The organism is Enterococcus wangshanyuanii (assembly GCF_002197645.1).
In the GTDB taxonomy this organism is placed as follows: domain Bacteria; phylum Bacillota; class Bacilli; order Lactobacillales; family Enterococcaceae; genus Enterococcus_L; species Enterococcus_L wangshanyuanii.
This window is the reverse complement of the sequence record NZ_CP021874.1, coordinates 1,539,157-1,562,731: the sequence shown is the minus strand read 5'-3', so window position 1 is coordinate 1,562,731 and position 23,575 is coordinate 1,539,157. Positions and strand designations below refer to the sequence as shown.

The 23,575-nt window shown below is 37.9% G+C and carries 19 protein-coding genes; all 19 read left to right on the top strand.

Features of this window, described 5'->3' with window-relative positions; translation table 11 throughout:
* Positions 1-22: 22 nt before the first annotated feature.
* Positions 23-1,399 carry an O-antigen ligase family protein gene (locus CC204_RS07555; RefSeq protein WP_088269631.1) on the top strand — a complete coding sequence of 459 codons (1,377 nt, stop codon included), beginning with the start codon at positions 23-25 and terminating at the stop codon, positions 1,397-1,399.
* Complete coding sequence (locus CC204_RS07550; RefSeq protein WP_088269630.1) at positions 1,396-2,220, top strand: LicD family protein; 825 nt, start codon at positions 1,396-1,398, stop codon at positions 2,218-2,220. The genes CC204_RS07555 and CC204_RS07550 overlap by 4 nt, the downstream gene beginning before the upstream one ends.
* Positions 2,221-2,244: 24 nt before the next feature.
* Positions 2,245-3,165 (top strand): WaaS/CpsH family glycosyltransferase, encoded by a 921-nt coding sequence (locus tag CC204_RS07545; RefSeq protein ID WP_088269629.1) that lies wholly within the window; start codon positions 2,245-2,247, stop codon positions 3,163-3,165.
* Positions 3,166-3,257: 92 nt separating this feature from the next.
* Positions 3,258-4,682, top strand: coding sequence for a lipopolysaccharide biosynthesis protein (locus CC204_RS07540; protein ID WP_088269628.1), 1,425 nt, complete (start codon positions 3,258-3,260; stop codon positions 4,680-4,682).
* Positions 4,683-4,880: 198 nt separating this feature from the next.
* Positions 4,881-7,262 carry a C39 family peptidase gene (locus CC204_RS07535; RefSeq protein ID WP_088269627.1) on the top strand — a complete coding sequence of 794 codons (2,382 nt, stop codon included), beginning with the start codon at positions 4,881-4,883 and terminating at the stop codon, positions 7,260-7,262.
* Positions 7,263-7,277: 15 nt separating this feature from the next.
* Positions 7,278-7,796, top strand: a complete 519-nt coding sequence (locus tag CC204_RS07530; RefSeq protein WP_088269626.1) for a hypothetical protein — start codon at positions 7,278-7,280, stop codon at positions 7,794-7,796.
* Between the two features lie 161 nt (positions 7,797-7,957).
* Entirely contained in the window at positions 7,958-8,920 is a 963-nt protein-coding gene (locus CC204_RS07525) for an NAD-dependent epimerase/dehydratase family protein (RefSeq protein ID WP_088269625.1), read from the top strand.
* Positions 8,921-9,046: 126 nt separating this feature from the next.
* The gene (locus CC204_RS07520; RefSeq protein WP_088269624.1) at positions 9,047-9,787 is read left to right on the top strand and encodes a glycerophosphodiester phosphodiesterase; all 741 of its coding nucleotides are present in this window, start codon (positions 9,047-9,049) and stop codon (positions 9,785-9,787) included.
* A 5-nt stretch (positions 9,788-9,792) separates the two neighbouring features.
* On the top strand, positions 9,793-10,713 hold the full coding sequence (miaA, locus tag CC204_RS07515) for a tRNA (adenosine(37)-N6)-dimethylallyltransferase MiaA (RefSeq protein ID WP_162288331.1): 921 nt from the start codon (positions 9,793-9,795) through the stop codon (positions 10,711-10,713).
* Positions 10,714-10,716: 3 nt separating this feature from the next.
* Positions 10,717-11,958 carry a GTPase HflX gene (gene hflX, locus CC204_RS07510; RefSeq protein ID WP_088269622.1) on the top strand — a complete coding sequence of 414 codons (1,242 nt, stop codon included), beginning with the start codon at positions 10,717-10,719 and terminating at the stop codon, positions 11,956-11,958.
* 119 nt (positions 11,959-12,077) lie between these two features.
* Positions 12,078-13,403, top strand: coding sequence for a DUF6056 family protein (locus CC204_RS07505; protein WP_088269621.1), 1,326 nt, complete (start codon positions 12,078-12,080; stop codon positions 13,401-13,403).
* Between the two features lie 135 nt (positions 13,404-13,538).
* Entirely contained in the window at positions 13,539-13,922 is a 384-nt protein-coding gene (locus CC204_RS07500; RefSeq protein WP_088269620.1) for a MerR family transcriptional regulator, read from the top strand.
* 43 nt (positions 13,923-13,965) lie between these two features.
* On the top strand, positions 13,966-15,306 hold the full coding sequence (gene glnA / locus CC204_RS07495) for a type I glutamate--ammonia ligase (RefSeq protein ID WP_088269619.1): 1,341 nt from the start codon (positions 13,966-13,968) through the stop codon (positions 15,304-15,306).
* A 676-nt stretch (positions 15,307-15,982) separates the two neighbouring features.
* Positions 15,983-16,654 carry a type II secretion system protein gene (locus CC204_RS07490; RefSeq protein ID WP_088269618.1) on the top strand — a complete coding sequence of 224 codons (672 nt, stop codon included), beginning with the start codon at positions 15,983-15,985 and terminating at the stop codon, positions 16,652-16,654.
* 17 nt (positions 16,655-16,671) lie between these two features.
* Positions 16,672-17,394 (top strand): PulJ/GspJ family protein, encoded by a 723-nt coding sequence (locus tag CC204_RS07485; RefSeq protein WP_088269617.1) that lies wholly within the window; start codon positions 16,672-16,674, stop codon positions 17,392-17,394.
* On the top strand, positions 17,378-19,414 hold the full coding sequence (locus CC204_RS07480; RefSeq protein ID WP_088269616.1) for a hypothetical protein: 2,037 nt from the start codon (positions 17,378-17,380) through the stop codon (positions 19,412-19,414). Before CC204_RS07485 ends, CC204_RS07480 begins: the two co-directional genes overlap by 17 nt.
* Positions 19,415-19,442: 28 nt before the next feature.
* On the top strand, positions 19,443-21,188 hold the full coding sequence (locus CC204_RS07475; RefSeq protein ID WP_227011242.1) for a GspE/PulE family protein: 1,746 nt from the start codon (positions 19,443-19,445) through the stop codon (positions 21,186-21,188).
* Positions 21,189-21,211: 23 nt separating this feature from the next.
* Entirely contained in the window at positions 21,212-22,342 is a 1,131-nt protein-coding gene (locus tag CC204_RS07470; RefSeq protein WP_227011241.1) for a type IV pilus twitching motility protein PilT, read from the top strand.
* Positions 22,343-22,345: 3 nt separating this feature from the next.
* Entirely contained in the window at positions 22,346-23,557 is a 1,212-nt protein-coding gene (locus CC204_RS07465; RefSeq protein ID WP_088269615.1) for a type II secretion system F family protein, read from the top strand.
* Positions 23,558-23,575 lie beyond the last annotated feature (18 nt).

Here is a 23,575-nt window from a genome sequence, read left to right as displayed (position 1 = left end):
TTGAGTTAAGGAGATAGGGTTAATGATAAAAAAAGCTAATGAAGTTCTTGATAAGGTAGAAATACCTTTTATTCTCGTTTGGGAAATTATGTTAATCATGCGTATGATCAGTACTTATAGTCTGATTCCATCAAAATTTGACAGTATTATTTTTTCTGTTATTTCATTAGCTGGGGGATTATTATTCATTCGTAACGGGTTTGATTGGATCAAAAGACGTGAGAAGCCAAGTTTCTTGTTGCTGATCTTTACTTTTGCGTTGGTCATTTCTTCTATCGCAAATGCACCAACAGGGTTAGTTGCTAATTTTAAATTGATTATATGGGAGGTACTTCTTTTCTTCGTAGCATACGAACTTGGGAAGAAAAACCGCAAAGATTTATTTTCATTAGTAGAAAAAGTTTTAGTGTTCACATGGTTTGTTTTGTTAGTCATTTCATTAGGAATGTTTTTTGTACAATTCCAATATACAATGCCTTTAGATAAATTGTATTATGGGATTCGGATGGGCTTTTTTGAAAATCGTTTGTATGGTGTATTTGTAGATCCAAACTATGCTGCAACCATTTCTGTTGTTTCTTTTTGTTTTTCTATACATCTTTTCAAGAAGGCACAGTCAAAACTATACAGAGGGTTCTTGATTACTAATTTAATCGTTGCTTTCTTTTTCGTGGTCCTTTCAGGTTCAAGAACAGCAATGATCGAAAGTATGGCGATTACGGTTGTCTGGGTCTTTTTCTATTTCTATTATAATAAAAAAGCGATGGCACTTTTCAAACGCCTCTTACTTTCAACAGGTCTTGCATTAGTTGCTGTTGTGGTTCTTTCTTTGACTATGACGGTCACTCAAAAAGTCTCTGTTGTTACTGCTGAAGCTGTCAGCAAAGTGATCGTGATCAAAACAAACGATGGAAAAGATGATATCTCTTTATATCGTCCAGATACAGGTGAGGATTCAGATATTTCTAATAGCCGCTTTAAACTATGGAAAAGTGCGGTTGAAATATTTGAGACTAAACCATTGATCGGGCCATCTCCAAAAGGATTACTTCACTATGCTCAGAAAAATTTACCAAATACTTGGATTGCAATAAAAGAGCAAACACCGCATAATTTTCTATTTTTCTTATTGGCGACGACAGGGCTTTTAGGAACAATTCCATTTACGCTGTTCGTTTTATATAATATGATCAAAGCATTGATTACTCTTTTCAAAATGAACAGAAGTAATTATCTTGAATATTTATTCTACAGCTTGATCGTCTTGACGGTTTTGATATCTGCATGCTTGATCCCGGATATTGTATTAGTGAATCGATTAGGTGCATTAGTATTCTTCCTTTATATTGGTAGATTGAACTCCAAAAATGAGCTGGAAACGAGTGAATTAGAGCTATGAAAGAATTGAGTATTAATGAAATACAGGAAATTGGTGTCGAAATGCTTGTGTATATCGATCAGATTTGCCGAAAGAATGACATTGAGTATTCTGTTTATTACGGGAGCTTGATTGGCGCAGAAAGACATCAAGGCTATATTCCTTGGGATGATGATTTAGATATTGTGCTGACGCGTCCTAATTATGACCGTTTGATAAAGCTTTTAGCGAAAGACGAAACGTATTTGTTGTTGAGTTTAGAGACACGTACTGAATATCGTTATCCATTTGCAAAGTTGATCGACAAGAGAACATGTATGAAAACAAAGCAATTTTATCATAGTGAAGATCCAGAATTAGGCGTTTTTGTAGATATTTTTCCAATAGATGGTTTTCCATCGGACCAAGCTGAAAGAAAAGCTTTTGGAGATCGTTGTATGTTTTATTTAGATAATATGCTAGCAACGTTGAATGCTTCTTATGCAATCTCCAAAACTAGATGGAAAGCTTACGGAAAAAGAGTCTTATATTATCCAAAGTATCGTAAATTGTTGAAGCAAGGAAATTATGCTCATTGGAGAAACTTGCTTATGAAAGAAATAAATAAGTATCCTTTTGAGAAAGCTGAAATTTGTGGCTATATCGAGTTTATTGATGAAGAATGGGGAATTTTCCCAGCAGATTGGTTTAAAGAGTACGAAGACATTACCTTTGCTGGTCAAACGGTTCGTGCAATCAAAGATCGCAAAAAGTTTTTAACACTGCGTTATGGTGATTACATGGAGTTACCGCCTGAATCAGAGCGAGTGACCCATCACCCTTATACTTTTTATTGGAAATAAGTGAAACGAAGGAGTCTAAGATCAATGGACTATAGCCGCATGATGATCATTACGTTGGATGAAAAATCTGTTTTATTTTCAACGGATGCACAGAAATTGGGCATCCATGTGGAGAAATATTTTGAACGACGGACATTTATAATCAAACTGCTCAATTATCTAGATAAAAAATTGAATTTACAATTGGCGTCTTTCTTTTATGGAAACTGGAAAAAAAAACTGAAAGAGATTGATTTCATCTTATTAAATTCACATTTTTTTTCTCGTCCATTGATTAAGTATTTGAACCGGCATTATCCTGACATTCGGATTGTGGTTTGGTACAGCAACCCTGTTGTTAGAGATACACCCGTTTCTTTTTATTCGGGATTGAATTGTGAACTATGGTCATTTGATGAAAAAGACTGTGAAAAATATGGGATGCATCCGAATAATCAATTTATTGATCGAACAAAGCTAATCGTTACAAAAACAGATGATAAGTATCATTCAGATGTTTGTTTTATTGGTGTGGATAAGGATCGGTTACCGCTTTTATTGGAACTGGAGCAATACTTTATCAGCAAACAAATAAAACCGCTGATTTATGTTGTCGATTCATCTAAAAATTCTCGAACAGACTATGCATATAAAGAAGCATTGTCATACAGCGAGCTAATTAATTATGAGGGGAATACAGGAGCTATTTTAGATATCGTTCAAAGTAATCAGCAAGGGATTTCCCTTAGACCATTAGAAGCATTGTTTCTTAATAAAAAGCTGATCACGAATAACCCAAGTGTACAGAAGCTAGATTTTTATCGATGGGAGAATATGTTTATTTTGACTGAAACAAATCAAGAAGAGCTAGCTGCTTTCCTTGAAGTTCCTATGGTTCCACTTCCAGAAAGTGTCACACGAAACTATCAGTTTAGTGGCTGGTTTGCTAATTTTTTTAAGAAATAAGGTAGAAGTTTAGATGTGTAATGCAGAATAAGAACGATAGTTGATTTTACGTATCGTTTGGACTAATTGAGAGAAAATAAGAGGAATGTATTATGAATGAAAAGGCTAAATCAGTCATAAAAAATCTATATTATACAGTTGCAGCTAACTTTGCTACGTTAGGGATCTCTGTTCTGTTAAATTTGTTTGTTCCAAAATTATTAGGTGTCAGAGAATATAGCTATTGGCAACTGTATGTTTTTTATTCATCTTATGTTGGTTTTTTTCATTTAGGCTGGATCGATGGCATTTATTTGAAAATTGGCGGAGAAGAATACGAAGATCTGGACAAGAGAAATTTAGGCTCTCAATTTTGGTACTTAGCAATATTTGAAGTCATTCTTTCATCCTTGGTGATTATATGGGCCTTTTTCTTTTTACCACCAAGCAACAAATCACTTATTTTAATATTAACGGCTGTCGTCTCTTTGATTACTATTTCAAAAACATTTATTCTTTTTATTTTTCAATCAACAAATCGTATCAAAGAATATGCGCAATTATCTAGAACCGATCGGTATTTGTATGTTATGTTCATTGGTGTTTACCTACTTATGGGCGGGCGAAACTTTTTCTGGTTGATCACGATGGATATTTTTTCTAGACTGATCATGACAGTTTGGGGGATGTATCGAATTAGAGATATGCTCAGCTTAAAAATGATTCGTTTAAAAAACGTCTTGCCTGAAATCATGGATAATATCAACATTGGAAGTAAATTGATGATCAGTAGTATTGCTAGTATGTTGATCATAGGGACGATTCGTTTTTTTGTTGAAAAAAAATGGACGATCGAAACATTTGGGAAATTGTCTTTCACGTTGAGTATTTCTAATATGTTTTTGACCTTCGTCAATGCAGTTGGTGTTGTTATGTTTCCACTCCTTAGAAGAACGAACCAAGAAAAATTACCGAACCTCTTTGTTACGCTGAGAAATTTATTTGTTCCTATTACGTACGGGATTTTATTATTCTATGTTCCAGCAAAATATATTTTGGCTGCGTGGTTGCCAGAATATGCTGAGAGCTTGAAGTTCATGGGGATCTTATTCCCGATCATTATTTATGAAGGTCGAATGTCATTATTGATCAATACGTACCTAAAAGCGTTGAGAAAAGAAAAGACGATCTTATTCGTTAATTTAACGACATTGTCATTATCGCTTATTTTGTCGATCATCATTATTTTTGGTTTCGGCAATCTAACTTGGGCGGTAGGCCTTATTTTGATCAGTTTGGCCTTTAGATGTAACTTTGCAGAATTGTTTTTGTGCAAGTCGATGAATATTCCTATAGTCAACTCTCTAGTTCTAGAGACTTCGATGACTATTTTGTTTATTTTAAGTAATCTATTTTTCGGCGGTAGTTTTATTAGTACGGCTGTGTATGGAGTATGTTATTTACTTTATCTTTTAGTAAATCATAAAAAAATGCTTCAAAGCTTCAATGAGTTCCACGGATTATTAAAGGGAACGTAAAAAACGTTATTTATTCTTATCGAATGGCAGAGAACTGATATGAAAAAATCAGTATCGCTGCCATTTTTATTATGATCAAAAGAATGTAAAATAAGATTTAAAGTTAGTTTTAAATAACTAAAAGTATTAATTAAGTTTGTGGACAAAAAGAGTTAACTTTGTTACAATTATTTTATTGAAAGATGAGGGGTGGAAAAGTTGAAAAAGAAGCTAGGGTATTTGTTCATCGGTATGATAACTTCTGTTATTTTTATGCCGTCTATGGTTTTTTCGCAAGAAGAGACGAGTTCGATGAGTACGGTGGAAGAATCACAAGTTATATCAACTAGTAGTACAGAGCAAACGATGGAGACGACAGTTACAGAGACAACTCAAATGAACAGCGTTGAAGAAAGTCTTGATTCAGTAGAGGGAAGCAGTCAATTAGAAAAAAGCACAGCTCCTCTTACAGTTAACTATTCAATCTACAATGAAAAACTAGGCTGGCAGTCAGAACAAACAAATGGTGCACAAGCTGTTATTTCAGATGGTCGAATCGAAGCGCTAAAAGTGACAGTTGTCGGAGGCGAACCAGAACAAGGCAGCATCCAATATCGTGCACATGTAGCAGACATTGGCTGGCAAACTTTTACAGATGCTGATAGTATCAGCGGTGTTTCAGGCAAACGAATGGAAGCGATTCAAATCCAACTGACAGGAACGCTTAAGGAAACGTATGATGTTTACTACAGAGTCCAGGCACAAAATTTTGGCTGGCTGGATTGGGCAGTCAATGGTCAAAATTCCGGAACAACAGGTTTTTCGTATGAGATCAAAGGTATCCAGATCCAACTAGTAGAAAAAGGCCAATCTGCACCTGGGAAAACAACACGTTCTTTTGTTCAATATAAAAAGCCGAATATAAAATACCAAAGCCATATTCAGGACATCGGTTGGCAAGGTGTGAAGTCCAATGGACAATTGAGCGGAACAACTGGTCAGTCGAAACGGATGGAAGCAATGAAACTCACAGTCGATAATCTTCCTGTGTCAGGCGGAATTGAATATCGAAGTCATGTTCAGGATGTTGGCTGGCAGGACTATGTAGCAAATAATGCGGTGACTGGAACAGTGAAACAATCTAAGCGGATGGAAGCATTAAGCATTCGTTTGACGGGTGAGTTAGCTCAGCACTTTGATGTTTATTACCGTGTGCATGCGAGAAACTTTGGCTGGCTGGATTGGGCAAGCAATGGTCAAAACTCAGGGACAGCAGGATTCAGTTATCAATTAGAATCAGTTGCAGTCCAATTGGTGAAAAAAGGAGCGGTTGCACCTGGTTCCGTGACACGCTATTTCGTTCAATATAAACAACCGAATATTATTTACCAAAGTCATGTACAAGATAAAGGCTGGCAAACACCAAGCAAAAATGGACAAACAAATGGCTCGATGGGCCAAAGCAAACGAGTAGAAGCAATCAAAGTCAAAATTGAAAACGCCCCAGTTTCAGGCGGTGTTGAATATAGAACACATGTACAGGACAAAGGGTGGCAAAGCTATGTCTCCAACAACCAATTAAGCGGAACGACTGGGGAATCTAAACGTGTAGAAGCTTATGACATTCGCTTGACGGGTGAGCTAGCAAAACATTTCGATGTGTATTATCGAACACATGCTGAGTATTTTGGCTGGCTAGGCTGGAATAAAAACGGGGGAATTAGCGGGACATCAGGTTATCGTTTCCGAATGGAAGCCTTTGATATCGTTCTAGTCAGAAAGATGTTGAATGGTCCGGCAGTTTCAAACAACTATAAGAAGGCGCCAGCTGGTATGGGCAACTATTACATGGATGCGCCTAAACGAATCGAGTTAAAAACGAAACACTACTATACAGACCGTTCATTAAATAGAGGAAATGATATTTCTGCTGGTACAGTCATCGATGTGAAAAAACGAGTGCTTGATAAAAATGGTTACCCGATTTTAGAGACACCTTATGGCTATGTGACAGCACATAAAAACATTGTTGCTGCAACAAGTAAAAACCAAAAGACATTTATGGATGTTCCTTACTATAACCAAATGGCAATGGGCTATCCAAATGGGTGTGAAGAATTTTCGCTTTACATGGCATTAGCCTATTTGGGAGCGACCCGTGGCCAAAATATTCATCAGGTCACAGAGGCAGTACCGAAAGTCCCTTCTTGGGGCAATCCGCATGAAGGATTTAACGGACATCCAACGGATAAATACGGCTTCCACACGATATACCCAAGAGCATTTACACCGTATGCAAAAAGATATGCACCAAATTCAAGAGATATCAGTGGTGTTGGTACCGCTCAATTCAAAGAAGAGTTGATGAAAGGAAACCCGTTAGTTGTTTGGGGAACCTATCCATATTTAGCAGCACCGATCATTGACGGAACCTATTATGGTTCATTAAAAGTTGCTAATTTACACGTTTGGTTGATCACTGGGTTTGATGGAAATAGTTTCCATGTGACTGATCCTATCTACGGAACAATGTGGGTCAGTGAAGGAACGGTAGCTCTTTCATACAGTCCGAATAAAATGGCTGTTGCAATCGATAAATAGAATAGAGGGGCATCTATGAAAAATAAGAAAGTTCTCTTTTTAATTTCTGCGCTCATCCTTTTGGTAGGTATCATTTTTGTTATACAGCTGAATAACAAAAATGATACTGAGACTAAAGCCTCTACAACGAAATCAACTGAAACAACGGATGTGTATAGTAAATCAAGCGTGATCGATCATTCTGATGAAACAGATATCTCATATAGCTATGAAAAAGTTACGATGAGCATGGAAGAGCTGGGAAAATATCGCTCAGAAATCGAACAGGCAGGATTTGATAGTACGCAGTTTACAGATCAAGATGTACAGACCATGGCAGAGAAAATCAAAAAAAGCGGACAGTCTCTTAAGGACTATCTAAAAGATCTAGATATTGAAAAAATTGATGATGATGAGATCGAAAATGCTCGTGAATCACTTAGAGATGCAGGAATCGATCCAGATAAAATGCATAATAATGAGATCGTTGAGTTGCTTAAACAAGCGAAAAAAGAAAAGAAGTCAGTCGTAGATGTGGCAAAAGAAAAGCAATAAGTTTTTAGAATAGGTATCCTTTTAGGACTAGCGGAAGAATCATTGATCTTTCGCTAGTCTTTTTTAATTAAAGTAGACCACACTCAAAAAGAATGATAAACTAAGTACATCAAGAGTATCGTTTAATGATATTCTATATAAAAGCTAGGAGTTACGGATAAATGAATAATATATTGATTACAGGTGGTGCGGGATTTATTGGCTCGACCTTAGCAAATTTCTATTCTAAAAATCATCAGGTGGTCGTTGTGGACGATTTATCGATGGGAAATAAAAATAATTTAGATCATTCTGATAATATTCGTTTTATTGAAGGCTCTGTTACAGATTTTTCATTGATGGAAGAGTTGTTAAAGACAAACCAATTTGACTACATTTTTCATTTAGCAGCAGTTGCTAGTGTCGCTGATTCTGTCGAACGGCCAGTTGAGACACATCAGGTCAATTTTGACAGTGTCTTCCAATTGTTGGAATTGATCAGAGCCCACCAAGCTGGTTTGAAGCGTCTAGTTTTTACTTCTTCAGCCGCAGTGTATGGAGATGAACCTACTTTACCTAAAGCAGAAGAGTCAGTGATTCGTCCATTGACGCCTTACGCAATCGATAAGTTTGCAGCAGAAAAATATGTGGTAGACTATTATCATTTGTATCAAATCCCAACAAGTGCAGTTCGTTTCTTTAATGTTTACGGTCCAAAACAAAATCCTGAATCACCTTATTCTGGGGTAATATCAATTATCATGGATCGCTACAAAAAGCTACTCAACAAAGAAGAAACATCATTTACTATGTTTGGCGATGGCTCACAATCAAGAGATTTTGTTTTCATCGAGGATGTTGTTCAGGCATTGGATTTAGTTGCAACGTCAAATGCTTCTTTAGGGGAAGTATATAATGTTGGTACAGGTACAGCAATCAATCTTAATGATTTAGTCGCAACGTTAGATGAACTTTTAGCTAGCGAGTTGCCCGTTCAAAATCAACCGGAACGTTCTGGAGATATAAAGTACTCTTTAGCAGATATTTCAAAAATAGAAGCGATTGGTTATGAACCAAAGCATACGATCAAAGCTGGGCTTGAAAAATATGTTTCTTATGAATTAGCTCAAGAGAAAAACGATTAATAGGAAGAATTACGACGAATAAGCAAGCAAATGAAGACAGGCGGCTAGAATGCTCGTCTGTCTTTTTTTATTGTTTGATACTGATTAATAGGAATGATACAATGAGTGCGACTGGAGGGGATCGTTGTGACCAAGATAATTGCTCACCGAGGGAGTAAAGGAACACATCCAGAAAATACATTGATTGCATTCAAAGAAGCGGTTCGTGTGGGAGCGGACGGTATAGAGCTTGATGTTCATTTATCAAAAGACAAACAGCTAGTCGTGATCCATGATGAAACGGTTGATCGTACAACGAACGGTTCAGGTCTCATAGCTGATCTAACTGTTGCGGAGCTAAAACAGCTGGATGCTGGTCTATGGTTTACGCCATTTCCAGTTGAACAGAAGATTCCAATGCTAGAGGAAGTCTTACAGCTGCTTGAAGAGGAAAATTTTAACGGTTTATTGAATATCGAAATAAAAACAGATCAGATCCAGTATGAAGGAATTGAATCGCTGCTTATTCAGTTGATGCAAAGACGATCATGGTCGTTTGATTATATGTATTCAAGTTTTCATTATCCTAGCCTGGAAAAGGTTTGGGCGCTTGAAAAAAAGCGACCGGTTGCATTGATATTCAAGGCTTCGGAGCATAAAAAAGATCAAGCGGTGAAGTCGTCATTTATCGAGGGGATTCATCCAAATATTGAATGGGTACTTGAGCATATAAAAGAATTGAGCGATTTTCCTAAAGCGATCCGCCCTTGGACTGTGAATGATAAAGAGAAAATTAGGCGATGTATCGATTCGCAATTGGCAGGAATCCATACAGATTTTCCAGAAATTGCACTGCAGGTGCGTAAAGAAGTACAGACTAAAGGATGAAAAAATTGAAAAAAGTATTAGTTATTGCAGGTCCAACAGCAGTTGGCAAAACAGCGCTGAGTATTCAGCTAGCAAAACAGCTAGATGGTGAAATTATCAGTGGAGATTCAATGCAAGTTTATAAAGGTTTAGACATAGGAACAGCGAAAGCCACAAAGGAAGAGCAGGCTGGTGTCCCTCATTACTTGATCGATTGCCGTGAATTGTCAGAAACCTATTCGGTTGCTGATTTTCAAAAAGAAGGACGTCAAATGATCGATGAGATCATCAAAAAAGGCAAGTTACCGATCGTTGTGGGAGGAACAGGTTTGTATATCCAAGCGTTGCTATATGATTTTGAATTAGGTGCTAAAGATGAGTCAACTGACATTCGAGAAAAATATGAACGATTCGCTAAAGAAAATGGAAACGAAAAATTATGGGCATTGCTTCAAAAAAAAGACCCTAAAGCAGCTGAGACTATCCATCACAATAATCAAAAAAAGATCATTCGGGCACTCGAAGTATTTGATAAAACAGGATACAGTATCTTGACTCCAAGAGAAACACCTAAACCTTTATATGACTATTTTTTAGTGGGCTTAGAAACGGATCGTACATTGTTATACGAGCGTATCAATCAGCGAGTAGAACTCATGCTTGATTCTGGTCTTTTAAAAGAAGCCGCTCTACTTTATGAGGAACAACCGCAGCAATCGATCCAAGGAATTGGTTACAAAGAATTTTTCCCTTATTTTGAGGGAAAGGAAGACTTAGAAGACGCAGTTGCCCAAGTGAAACAAAACTCAAGAAGATATGCGAAAAGGCAGTTGACATGGTTTAAAAATCGTATGAATGCTAACTGGTGGGATTTAGTTCAGCATCCAGAAACACAGACGGAGCTGGAACAAGCGATAGTTGACTGGCTAGGCTCTTCGGAAGGATAAGAAATGGAAAAAAATATCGAAAAAGTTATATTAGTTGGTGTAGAAACCGAAGAAAATTATACTCGTTTTGAAGGTTCAATGCAGGAATTGAAAAACTTAACAAAAACGGCAGAAGGTGAAGTTGTCTTTTCTTTGACCCAAAAACGCCCTAAAATCGATCAAAAGACAGTCATTGGAAAGGGGAAAATAGAAGAATTACTTCAGCTGGTTGATGCTTATGAAGCTGATTTGGTTATTTTCAACCATGAATTAACGCCGAGACAGAATCAACTGATTGTTGAAGCGCTTGGTGTAAAAGTGATCGATCGTGTACAGCTGATTCTTGACATCTTTGCGATGCGGGCCCGTTCAAAAGAAGGCAAGTTGCAAGTTGAGCTTGCTCAATTAAACTACTTGCTGCCAAGGTTGATTGGTCAAGGAAAACAGTTATCTCGTTTAGGCGGAGGAATCGGAACAAGAGGACCTGGAGAAACCAAATTAGAATCAGATCGACGACATATCCGTAACAAGATCACTGCAATCAAGCGTGAGTTGAAAGAAGTGACCGCTCATCGTGAAAGAAGTAGGCAAAAGCGTCAATCTTCAGATTTGTTTCAAATTGGTTTGATCGGCTATACGAATGCTGGCAAGTCGACGATTTTGAACTTATTAACGACAGCTGGTACTTACTCAGAAGATCAATTATTTGCAACGCTGGATCCATTGACTAAAAAATGGCAGCTTCCGCAAGGGATGATCGTGACAATGACTGATACGGTAGGGTTCATTCAAGATTTGCCCACACAGTTGATCGAAGCGTTTCAATCAACACTAGAAGAAAGCCGTACCATGGATCTTTTGCTACACGTAGTTGACGCGAGTGCAGAAGATCGTCTGCAGCATGAACAAACGGTTGTTGAATTATTAAATGATCTTGACCTGGAACAAATTCCTGTTTTGACGGTCTATAATAAAAGTGACCAAATCGATCCGAATGACTTCACGCCGACCTTATTTCCTAACGTACTGATTTCTGCTAAAAGTACACGCGGCAAAGAAGATTTAACACGTGTTGTCAGAGAAAAAATGATGGAATTATTGGTACCTTATGAGTTTGACATACGCTCTGATCAAGGACAGCAATTAAGTGAAGTGACACGACATACATTGTTGCTATCAGAGAATTTTGATGAAGAAAAAAATGTCTATCATGTCAAAGGTTTTGCTAAAAAGGCTTCAAAGTGGCTAAGGGCTGAAGAGGAATAAATGGGAAAAGTTACATACAAAACGCTTTCTGTTTTGTATGTAACTTTTTTTGAACTGGTATAGTTATTTTGGAAGTGAAATGATATACTAGTTAAAAGTTTTGGTTAAGGTGGTATAGTATGTTGGTTGATTTTATCAAGAAAAATAAAAAGAATCTATTTTTTTATGGTGGCTTGTTCCTTTTGGTTTTTTTGTACCTCACAAATTTTAAGATCGATGTAAAAACGGATGATGGTTGGTTTATGACTGCTCCTAGAGAGTATAGTTTGTCCAGCTATCTTCAGTGGCGATATGAAGAGTGGTCGGCACGATTATTTCCGGAAACATCCCTCTACTTTATTTTCTTAGTGCCGCTATTTGTGCACCATTTCATTAGTGCTTGTGCCTGGTTCTTATACAGTTATTCACTCGTTCGGTTGTTCAGTGAGAAAATCTCGCAACAGAACTTTTTAGTAGCGTTCTTTTCCTTGGGATTTATGAATGTTTTTGTGTTAAAGGATGCATTATTTTGGCTCACTGGTGCGACTAATTATTTATGGCCGTTGTCTCTAGGCTTATTTGCATTGATTCCTTATGCAGATAACTTCTTTAGAAAGAAACAAACAGCTGTGTGGCCTTATTTACTACCAGCTTTTCTGTTTTCTTTATCGAATGAACAGCTGATTGCCTGTGTTATTGGTGTGGTTCTGATTTATCATGTAGCGATTTTTTTACGGAAACAACGAGAGAATCACTTTCTTTTGATTCCAACATCGTTTTTTATTGGTGGTGCCATTTTCATGCTTTCTGCACCAGGAAATGAATTACGTTTGCAGCAAGAAGTGAAAATGTGGATGCCGGATTATCATGACTTATCTATTTTTACAAAAGTTCTCAGAGGAAGTTCATGGCTGTTTGAGGGCTGGCAAACCAAGTTGTTATTGCTATTTATTGTTCTGTTTATTCTTTCTGCTCTTATTGATTTTACAAAGATGTTAACTAAAGTTACAGGAGCATATACAGCATTTTTATTATTGTTAATATATACGTTTCCTAATCGATTTACGAATTTTCAAGCGATAACCAAAATCGATTTGCTTTTAGAGATAAAGCAAGGTCACTTGGGGCATGGAGCTGTATTAGGGGCTATAGCGCCCTTTGTTTTATGGGGGCTGTTTTTCCTGTTGGTTATGGGGTGCTCAATTGCCGTATCCGAGCAAAAAATTTTTCTTGGGTTAAGTTATTGTGCGGCAGTTTTTTCTTCAATGATCATGTGGTTTTCGCCCACGATGTATGCGTCTGGTGCTAGAGTCTTTATGTGTGCATCTATTTTTTTGATCATCAATTTATATTTACTATATCAACAGCTTGTAAAAACGAAAAACAATGAAGCTGAATGGAAGATATCTGCTTATGTGTGGTTTTTGCCAGCTATTAACCTTCTTTTTGTTCTTTATTTACCCTAGTTTCAACCATGATCGATGCAAGAAAGGTATCCTCGCGGAGCCTTTTTTTATTTTATGTCAGAAAACCTTACATAAATCATTGACAAGAGAAAAAAGTATTGATATTCTATACCTATCTAAGAGAGGGGGGTGGATATGAGAGAGAAGGAACTGAGAAGATCGATGTCGGTTTTTCCAATTGGTACAGTTATGAAGCTGACCGATTTATCAGCACGTCAAATCCGTTATTATGAAGAGCAAGATTTGATTCATCCAGAAAGAAGCGAAGGAAATCGCCGTATGTATTCACTGAATGATATTGATGTTTTGCTTGAAATCAAAGATTACTTGTCTGACGGTCTAAATATGGCAGGGATCAAACGTGTCTATGAAATGAAGCTGGAAGAGCAAATGCACGCTCAAGAGTCGAACAGACCTTTGACAGATGAGGATGTTCGGAAGATTTTATACGATGAGCTTATTTCTCAAGGAGGGCTTACTCAACAAAATCCATTCCAATCCAGAGGACCAAAGTTATAATTGCAAGTAGGCTATAAAAAAATGAAGGACGTGAAGGAAGACAATGACGAAAAAACAAAACACAGTAGAAGATATCAAACGTATCGCCGATGAAGAAAATGTTCGATTTTTACGATTAATGTTCACAGACATTATGGGAACGATCAAAAATGTGGAAGTTCCAGTGAGTCAGTTAGACAAAGTATTAAGTAATAAAATGATGTTTGATGGCTCTTCTATTGAAGGTTTTGTACGAATTGAAGAAAGTGATATGTATTTATATCCGGATTTATCTACATGGCTGATTTTTCCATGGGAAAGCAATCATGGGAAGGTTGCTCGTTTGATTTGTGATATTTATAACCCGGATGGTCAACCATTTGCAGGAGATCCTCGCGGGAATTTGAAGCGTGCGCTGGAAGACATGAAGGAACTTGGATTTACTTCATTCAACTTAGGACCTGAACCGGAATTCTTCTTATTCAAATTGGACGAAGAAGGGAAAATCACGACAGATTTAAATGATCGCGGAGGCTATTTTGATTTTGCTCCGACTGATTTAGGCGAAAATTGCCGTAGAGATATTGTTCTCGAGCTGGAAAGCCTAGGTTTTGAAGTGGAGGCATCTCATCATGAGGTGGCGCCGGGGCAACATGAGATCGATTTTAAATATGCAGACGTGATCGAAGCGTGTGATAATATTCAAACGTTCAAATTAGTCGTAAAAACAATTGCCCGCAAGCATGGGCTGCATGCGACGTTTATGCCAAAACCACTTTATGGAATCAGCGGTTCGGGGATGCATTGCAATATGTCATTGTTTAAAGGCGATGAGAATGTCTTTTATGATGAAAATGGACCGATGCAGCTTAGTCAAACAGCCTATCACTTTCTTGGTGGATTGCTGAAACATGCACGTGCATACACGGCAGTCTGCAATCCGACTGTTAATTCATATAAACGTCTTGTACCTGGTTACGAAGCGCCTGTGTATGTCGCTTGGAGTGGTAGAAATCGCTCGCCACTTGTGCGTGTACCGGAATCGCGCGGCCTATCTACTCGTTTAGAATTGCGTTCGGTTGATCCTTCTGCAAATCCGTACCTATCAATGGCCGTTCTTTTGCAAGCTGGATTAAATGGAATCAAAAATGAAATTACGCCGCCTGAAGCCGTCGATCGTAACATCTACGTGATGAATGAGGAAGAGCGTAATGAAGCACAAATTCATGATTTACCGTCAACCTTGCATAATGCAATCAAAGAATTGCGTAAAGATGAAGTGATGATCAATGCTTTAGGCAATCACATTTATGCGAATTTTGTTGAAGCCAAACGTATGGAGTGGGCTGCGTTTCGTCAAACGGTCTCTGAATGGGAAAGAGAGCAATATTTAGAGCTATATTAATGTGGAGATGGATACTTTTTAACAGATTGAGTAGTTAGGTCAAAAATGCTTAATTCTGAGAACCAAGTCCTTCAAGTTCTAGTATTATTTTTGATACTCAGATTTTGATGTGGTCGAAGCGAAGGATTTGTTTCGATCACATCATTTGTTGCGTTTAAGAGTACAGACAAAACTGATTTTCAGTTTTGTCTGTACTCTTATTTTTTTGTTTTTGAAAAGAATTTATGGAGATGGATCTGGGATTTTGCGAGATAGCTAAAAATGAAAGTCTGAAATCACACTTTTATTTTCAAAATAACTTCGATATCTAATTTAAATTAGTTGTTATTTAATATAGATATTTAGTTTTCTTAAAAAAGAGGGTAGATTTATAATTATATAATATAAATATTATTTACGTAGAATTTCTATGTATGTTTTTTAGATAAAAACCATTTGATTCAATATTTAATGCTATTTTTGTAGAGTGTATATAGTTATGGTTTTGGAGGTCTTGGGAAAATCCGTTTCGGTTATAGTTATTTTAAAAGGTTTTCAATACAGTTTATATTTTTACGCAACGTTATTTTATATTGAAACGTCGTTATTTTTGTAGTATAGTAACTTCGAGCATTTCTTATTTTGGATGAAATCTAAATAATTTAGCGAAAAATTTTTGATAAAGGAGGAGTAATTGATGCTGGAAAATGAAGAAGGGCTGACTCTTGCGGAAGTTCTAGTCTCAGTAGTCATATTAGGAACGACTTTTATGCTGTTGGCATCAATGCTCATCAGAAATCAGCAATTGATAGAGCTGAATGAAAAAAAGAAAGAAGCTCAGTATGTTCGGGATGAGATAAAAGAATGGATGGGGTATCGTGGTCAAACACAAGATTTAGCTGGCTTGAATCCCTATGTTTTCAGTATAAGAGAGGATAGTCGTTTGACCGATCAACAAAAATCAAGGAGAGCGTATTTGATTCTCGATAATTCAGGCATTCAAATGAAAAATACTGGAAGTGAACAGATACCATTATATGGTGAAGAAAAAATCGATTATACGGGGAGAGTTAAAGATGGAAAAGAAAATATAGAAAGAAAAATAGAGTATCAATATTCTAAAAAGGAAGCAGAGCTGCCTGACCGTTGGAAAAATTCTGATGGGTCGATCAAAGAAGAAGCACTTTATTTGGGCAAGTACATAGGAGATCAGACGAAACATTTTTTTGTAGTCCTTTGCAGAGTAAATTACAAGGAAGGGACAAAGGATTTTCGTAAAGAGGGGATCGAGTTGAATTTAGAGATTTATGATGAAAAAACAGGGGCGTTTATGACAGATACTGTTTTTAATTGGGTCGTTGATTATTGATGGGAGATGACATGTGCATGAAAGAGCTTCTCAAAGATGAAAAAGGGTTGAGCTTGGTTGAGATGATTGCAACATTGGCGATCTTTTCGCTCGTGATTCTTTTTTTCGGTATGATCATCAGTAGTCTCGGCAAAGCCTTCACGATACAAGGACAGCAAGTTGAATTTCAACAAATGGCTAACGATATGGTCGTACAAATGAATGGAATCATAAATAAAAAAGGGCTTTACGAAAAAGCTGGTTATCTTGGTAAGTTTACTACAAATGGCACGACTGGGAAAAGCTCTTGGCTGGATCAGCAAGTCATTACTGTATTTGATCCTGAACGAGCTGATTTAAAAACGATCGATTGGATAGATGATGGAAAAAATAGAATAGGAATCACTGATGTTTTAGATGCTGAAAAAAGTTTGGGCAAAACCTATCAACTAAAAAATAAAGACTACAAAATCAAAGTGTTTCAAAAAAAGAATAAAAACGAATCATTAAAAACGCAATTTGAAACACCAAATTATCGTGATACATTTACGATTCAAACGAGTGTGACGATTCTTTTTTATAAAGGACAGATCGATTTTGGTGATTATCTTGATGCAGATGGAGAGGATATCGATCTTTCAGGAGAACATGGGATCGAGGAAAAAGAGGCTTCTAAGATTTTGTATGTAAGAAAAGCAGAGTTGACCTATCGAGATGAGATGAAAGCGAGAGGAGAGATTCCTGGTGAAGGACGCTGGTAAACAAATAAAACATGATGAAACAGGATATGCGTTGCTTTATACATTGGGAGCGATCATTTTGGTCAGCCTCGTGATGATGGGGATTTTTGTTCATGCGCGGAACAATTTTTTGCAAATCAATGCCGTCGATCAATTGACAAAAACGAAGGATATTAAAGAGTATGCGCTACAGGAAGCTTCATTTAAAGTAAATCAGTTGATCCAAGCCAAGGTTTCTGAAAATGCAAATCTTGGAAAAGGTCTTAGTAAACAAGAAGATGCGGCGAATTTAAGGGTGACGATGTTGGATGTCGCTGATGCGTTGGAAAATCAGATAAAACAAGAAAACATTGGTAAAAATCAGGATTTTTCTTATGAAGTAATAGTTGATAAGAGGCCAACTGTGACGGCAACAAATGAGGTATATCAATTTATCTCTGATGACGATACTGGTGAAAATGGCTGGGTAAAAACTCAAGCTTCTACTGATACAAAGGAGATCACGAATACTAAAACCACTTTTTCTTTGGAAGTAAAAGTGAAACAGGCGGGGAAGAATGGCCAGGAAAAAACGGCAGTATCAAGCGCTGATTACGTTTATGAGTTTCAGTGGGAGAAAAAACGTCAAGTTGATGAAGAGCAACGATTAGATTCATGGCGGTATGTTTATTATGAAGCTCCGTTGACAAGTGGCGATAAATACCTTTCAGCAGATACTTGGATTCGTAAGATGGATCGGATCTATCGTTACCAAAAACAACCGTTGGATTTTCCCTATGATGATTTTAATCATAGAACAGCTTCGACTTTTGGACGCGCAAATAATTTTCTGGTGGATTATCAGGATCATCAGCTACTGGATTTTTTAAATGCAAAGCCGGTCTCTAATGAAGTCACTTTTGATGGCTCATTCTTCTTAAATCAAGGAGTGCTCTTACGGGGCAAATCGAATGCTCAACTTAGCACAAATAACTTACTGTATCTAGGAAGCGAAACTGATCCCTCTGCTGGAAAAAATTTGATCAAAGAGCTCGATATTACCGCTGATACAGGTATTTATATTCACATGCCGGTGGAAAATGAGGAAGCAGGGCTTTACATAGATAATGATCGTCAGGAAATCAAAACACCAAACCTCTTGATCAATCATACAGGGAAAAATGAAAAAACGAATGGGTTCTTTTTGACGAAGGGAACCATTCTATTAGATAAAAGTACAACGAACAGTAACTTTGCTGAATACGCTGGAGACTCGAAAAAAAACAATCCGCAAGATAAATATTGGTCAGAATTTATGAACGGTGGACTAGTGATTGCTGGTTCACAGGTACACTTAACGCCTACTAATAACACGATAAAAATAGATGGTGTGTCTGTAAACTCCGGATCAAATGATACAAGAAAAATCCAAGTGAAAAATGGTCACTTCATGCTGACCAGTGCTGCGATGAAAGACGGAGGGGAATCTGATTTTGCTTACGCTGACCAGGGAGATTACACATCTAAGCCACGTCAGCCTGCGTTATTGGAATTGTCTGGAAGCAAAACAGCGCTAACCGTTGAAAATGGGGTAAGTTTCATTGATGCGCCTAAGATGAGACGAAGGTCTGATGGACAGAAAAAAGGCTCCTATTATAACGATAAAAAGTGGTGGAATACGATTCGTTTAAACGATAAAAGCAGACTGGATCTTGGAACAGTGGGTGTAGAGCCGTTCAATTTAGAGATGGACGAAGATACGGTGGTGACGATGGAACTATTACCGGATTTAACCCTTTTTGATCCGACGTTTATTGAAAAAGGGTTTGATAAAACAAAACCCTCGATCAAGGGAAAATTGATTTTAAAAACAGCTACAGCGGATGATACAACCAAGTTAAAAAGCTTGTTGGAAGGGCTTGGAGATATTCTGTTGAATGTAAAATCAGATGAACAAGATGCTGCCAACGGAGAAGTCACGATTATTTCGCCGACTGTACCTAAGAATTCCGACGCGGATTGGGTCGCACAACGTGTGTTTGACTATAGTGAACTAAAATAAACGAACGAATCAAAAGGAGGCTAGGAAAATGGACGAACGAAAGAAACGTAGAAGAAAAGTTCGAACAGTAGAACAAGCTGATCGCCATTCTAATGCAGCAGTAAGCAGTCTTGATAAAGCTGAACTTTTAGTCCTAGCAGTCCAATATAAAATGCTGACAAAAAAGCAAGCCAATGAAGTCTCAGCACAACTATCTCCCAAAATGACAGTAGAACGTCTTTTGATCGAGGGACATTATTTGAGCGAAGAGCAGTTGATGACATTGAAAAGTCGACAAACTGGGATTCGCATCATGGACTTGTTTAGTGTGGAACGAGATTCTGCTGTACTTGATTTAGTATCGAAAAAATTTGCTCAAAAAAATCAGTTATTTCCAGTTAAAAAGAAAAAAGGCCGCTTAGTAGTTGCTATGGTCAATCCCATGGATTATGACGTGATCAATGAATTACGTTTGCTGACGGGATTGTCGATTTTACCTTATTTTTCTTTAAGTGCAGATATCGATCAGATGATCACCGAGCATTATCCAGAAGATATGATGCTGGAAGAGTGGCTGCAGGATGCGTCAGACGATTTGCCTGGAGAAGTAGCCCAAGCGAATTCAGTTCTAGAGGATGATTCTCCCATTATAAAGCTGGTCAATTCTTTGCTGCAAACGGCTGTTGATAAAAAGGCTAGTGATATTCATTTTGATCCTCAGAAAAAAAGCTTGAATGTTCGGATTCGCGTAGATGGAGAATTATTGGATCTAAATCAATTACCGAAGAATGTTCAGTCAGCAGTGACTTCTAGAATAAAGATCATGTCTTCTTTAGATATCACGGAGACGAGGCTGCCTCAAGATGGACGAGCACGTATTCCAAATGGCAGACGGATGGTCGATTTGCGTGTATCTGTTTTACCAACGATCTATGGTGAAAAAATTGTTATTCGGATTATTGATATGTCTTCGGGGCTAAGGGGATTGGATGAGTTTAATTTCGATCCAGATGTTTTAAAAGGAATCAAACAGTTACTGAAACAGCCTCATGGGATTTTTTTAGTGACAGGTCCAACTGGTTCTGGGAAATCCTCTACATTGTACGCTGCCTTGAATGAACTGAATACGCCGAATGTCAACATTATTACTGTGGAAGATCCAGTGGAGTATCAGCTGGACGGCGTGAACCAAGTTTTAGTCAACAGCGATATCGGATTAGATTTTGCAGCTGGCTTACGTTCGATTTTACGTCAAGATCCAAATGTCGTCATGGTTGGAGAAATTCGGGATGGTGAAACAGCAGAAATCGCCATCCGAGCATCGATGACAGGACACCTAGTTTTAAGTACATTGCATACGAATGACTCGATCGCTACAGTTAGTCGTCTAATCGACATGGGAGTTGATTCTTTTTTAGTAGCGAATGCTTTGACAGGTGTTTTGTCTCAGCGACTTGTACGAACACTTTGCTCAAGCTGTAAAGTAGCTGAACCAGCCAGTCTAGAGGAAATCGAATTTTTAGAGAAGCACCATCTGTACACAGATACACTTTACAGTAGTACAGGATGTAAAAAGTGTAACATGACAGGATTTAAAGGCCGTATGGCTATTCAGGAATTATTTATTGTAACGCCGGATGCTCGACTGGTGATTTCTAGAAATGGAGAAGCCAATGAGTTAGAAAAAGTAGCAAAGAAAAATGGCATGAAAAAGCTTTTAGATGATGGGCTGGATAAAGTTGTTAGAGGATATACGACGATTGCAGAAGTCTTGAAAGCAACATCCAGTGAGTAAAATACTGGAATAAGGAGGAAATAATGAGTCAGGAAGTGGAAATAGAATTGCCGCTGCATTCAGCGATGAAAAAAGAAAAAGGCGGACGAGGAATAAATCCTAAGTTGAGACCATTCAAAGAACAGTTTGATGAGTTGTTACGTGAATCTGTTCGCCAGAAAGTATCTGATGTTCATTTAACGGTTGGGCTACCTCCGATTTTTAGATTGAATGGTGAATTGAATGAAGTAGCTTCAGAGGAAGTTTTAACGAATAAAACAATTTCTATGTATGGACGTGTGATGTGCAATTCAGATCAATGGGCTGAATTTAAAGAAAATGGAGAAGTCGATTTAGCTTATGAGGTGAAAAATGCCAGTCGTTTTCGTGTCAATATCTTCAAGCAAAAAGGGAATGTTTCGATTGCTTTACGGATCATTGCTACAAAGATCCCAGAATTAAGTTCTTTAGGTGTTCCCTCCGTTTTAAAAAGTATGATCCAAAAAAAGCAAGGGCTATTCTTAGTAACAGGTCCGACTGGTTCGGGAAAATCAACAACTCTTGCTTCAATGATCGACTATCTGAATCGAACGAAGAAGACCCACATCATCACGTTAGAAGATCCGATCGAGTATGTACACAATCACAATATGAGTGTCATCGATCAACGTGAAGTCGGTGTAGACACAGAGTCATTTTCAAACGGATTGAGAGCCTCCTTACGGCAAGATCCAGACATTATTCTCGTTGGTGAGTTGCGTGATTTTGATACGATCTCGATCGCACTGACAGCTGCTGAAACGGGTCACTTGGTTTTAGGTACTCTTCATACGACCAGTGCCGCAGCAACCATTGAACGGATCGTTGATGTATTTTCGCCTGAACAGCAGTCACAAATTCGGACACAGTTAGCCGGAGCCTTAGTTGGAATCTTAGCACAACGACTGTTGCCGACACGAGCTAACGATGGTCGAGTAGCGGCAACAGAAATGCTGGTAAACAATAAATCGATCGCTAATTTGATCCGTGGAAATAAAACTCATCAAATCGGCAATATGCTGCAAATCGGTAAAAGTGACGGTATGTATACGATGGAAAGTTGTATCAACCGCCTGGTGTCTGCCGGCAAAGTCGATGTTGATGCTGCTGAAGCGTTACTAGGCGAGGAGGAATAAGCAATGGCGATTTTTTCCTACGAAGCACAAACAATGTATGGCGGTATCAAAAAAGGTCGCTTAAGAGCAGAAAGCTCTTATGAAGCGAGTCAAGCTTTAAAGAAAAAAGGTCTGCGTTCTACGATTTTAGTGGAGCAGGAAGAAACCTTTGCGACAAAAGAAATTGAGCTATTTAATCGAGTCAGCGTAAAGTTGCTGGCGGAATATTTGCAAAAATTTGCGACGCTGATCGATTGTGGCATTTCGATCACTGCTGCTTGTGAAATGTTAGCAGAGCAAGAACAAAATAAAACCTTGAAAAAGATTTTGCTGCAGATTTGTGAAGATATTCGTGGCGGAGATTCTCTTTCTAATTGTTATAGCAAGCATCCAAATGCCTTTCCTTCTATGCTGATCAGCATTGTACGAGCAGCTGAAATGTCGGGAACGTTAGATGCAACACTCGTTCGGATGAGTACTTATTATGAGAAGAAAGCAAAAGCAAGAGGCGGAGTGATCACAGCGATGATCTATCCAATCATTATGCTGGTCCTTTCCTTATGTGTGGGGATTTTCCTGATCGTAAGTATCGTGCCGATGTTTGTGACTGTTTTTGAAAGCTTGGATGCAGAGCTACCGGCAATTACCAAAGTAACGATTGGTTTAAGTAAGTTTTTAACAAGTAAAGGCTGGCTGTTACTAGTCATGATCGTATCAGGTTTTGTCGGTTTTAAGCTGGCGATGAGAAATAATGAAATAAAGTTCAAATGGCATAGTTTTCTTTTACGCATGCCGATTTTTGGTGAGCTTGTTCAAAAAAGTAATTTGAATGTGATGCTCAGTACATTATCGACCCTATTAGAAAGCTCCGTTTCTATCTCTAAAGCATTAGAAATGTCAGCGGATGCGGTGGATAATTTATATATCAAACAGTTGATTTTCAGATGTCAGGCAGAAGTTGAACGAGGCGGCTCGATGAGTGGTGTATTCAGCCAAGATAAAATCATTCCGCCATTAGTTACACAAATGACAATTGTCGGAGAATCAACAGGTTCTTTAGAAAGCATGCTGAAAAAGCTAAGCAATATGTTTGAAGAAGAAGTAGAAATGCTAGGGGAACGAATCAAGCTGATCATGGAGCCGATCACGATCATTATTATTTGTGTGATCGTTGGATTGATCGTTGCAGCCATCATGCTGCCGATGTTCTCGATGTATGACGCCGTTCAAGGCTAATCAAAGGATTACACATAG

Coding starts and splice junctions, on each gene's coding strand:
- CC204_RS07555 (WP_088269631.1), top strand. CDS start 23: ATGATAAAAAAAGCTAATGAAGTTCTTGATAAGGTAGAAATACCTTTT.
- CC204_RS07550 (WP_088269630.1), top strand. CDS start 1,396: ATGAAAGAATTGAGTATTAATGAAATACAGGAAATTGGTGTCGAAATG.
- CC204_RS07545 (WP_088269629.1), top strand. CDS start 2,245: ATGGACTATAGCCGCATGATGATCATTACGTTGGATGAAAAATCTGTT.
- CC204_RS07540 (WP_088269628.1), top strand. CDS start 3,258: ATGAATGAAAAGGCTAAATCAGTCATAAAAAATCTATATTATACAGTT.
- CC204_RS07530 (WP_088269626.1), top strand. CDS start 7,278: ATGAAAAATAAGAAAGTTCTCTTTTTAATTTCTGCGCTCATCCTTTTG.
- CC204_RS07525 (WP_088269625.1), top strand. CDS start 7,958: ATGAATAATATATTGATTACAGGTGGTGCGGGATTTATTGGCTCGACC.
- hflX (WP_088269622.1), top strand. CDS start 10,717: ATGGAAAAAAATATCGAAAAAGTTATATTAGTTGGTGTAGAAACCGAA.
- CC204_RS07505 (WP_088269621.1), top strand. CDS start 12,078: ATGTTGGTTGATTTTATCAAGAAAAATAAAAAGAATCTATTTTTTTAT.
- CC204_RS07500 (WP_088269620.1), top strand. CDS start 13,539: ATGAGAGAGAAGGAACTGAGAAGATCGATGTCGGTTTTTCCAATTGGT.
- glnA (WP_088269619.1), top strand. CDS start 13,966: ATGACGAAAAAACAAAACACAGTAGAAGATATCAAACGTATCGCCGAT.
- CC204_RS07490 (WP_088269618.1), top strand. CDS start 15,983: ATGCTGGAAAATGAAGAAGGGCTGACTCTTGCGGAAGTTCTAGTCTCA.
- CC204_RS07485 (WP_088269617.1), top strand. CDS start 16,672: ATGAAAGAGCTTCTCAAAGATGAAAAAGGGTTGAGCTTGGTTGAGATG.
- CC204_RS07475 (WP_227011242.1), top strand. CDS start 19,443: ATGGACGAACGAAAGAAACGTAGAAGAAAAGTTCGAACAGTAGAACAA.
- CC204_RS07470 (WP_227011241.1), top strand. CDS start 21,212: ATGAGTCAGGAAGTGGAAATAGAATTGCCGCTGCATTCAGCGATGAAA.
- CC204_RS07465 (WP_088269615.1), top strand. CDS start 22,346: ATGGCGATTTTTTCCTACGAAGCACAAACAATGTATGGCGGTATCAAA.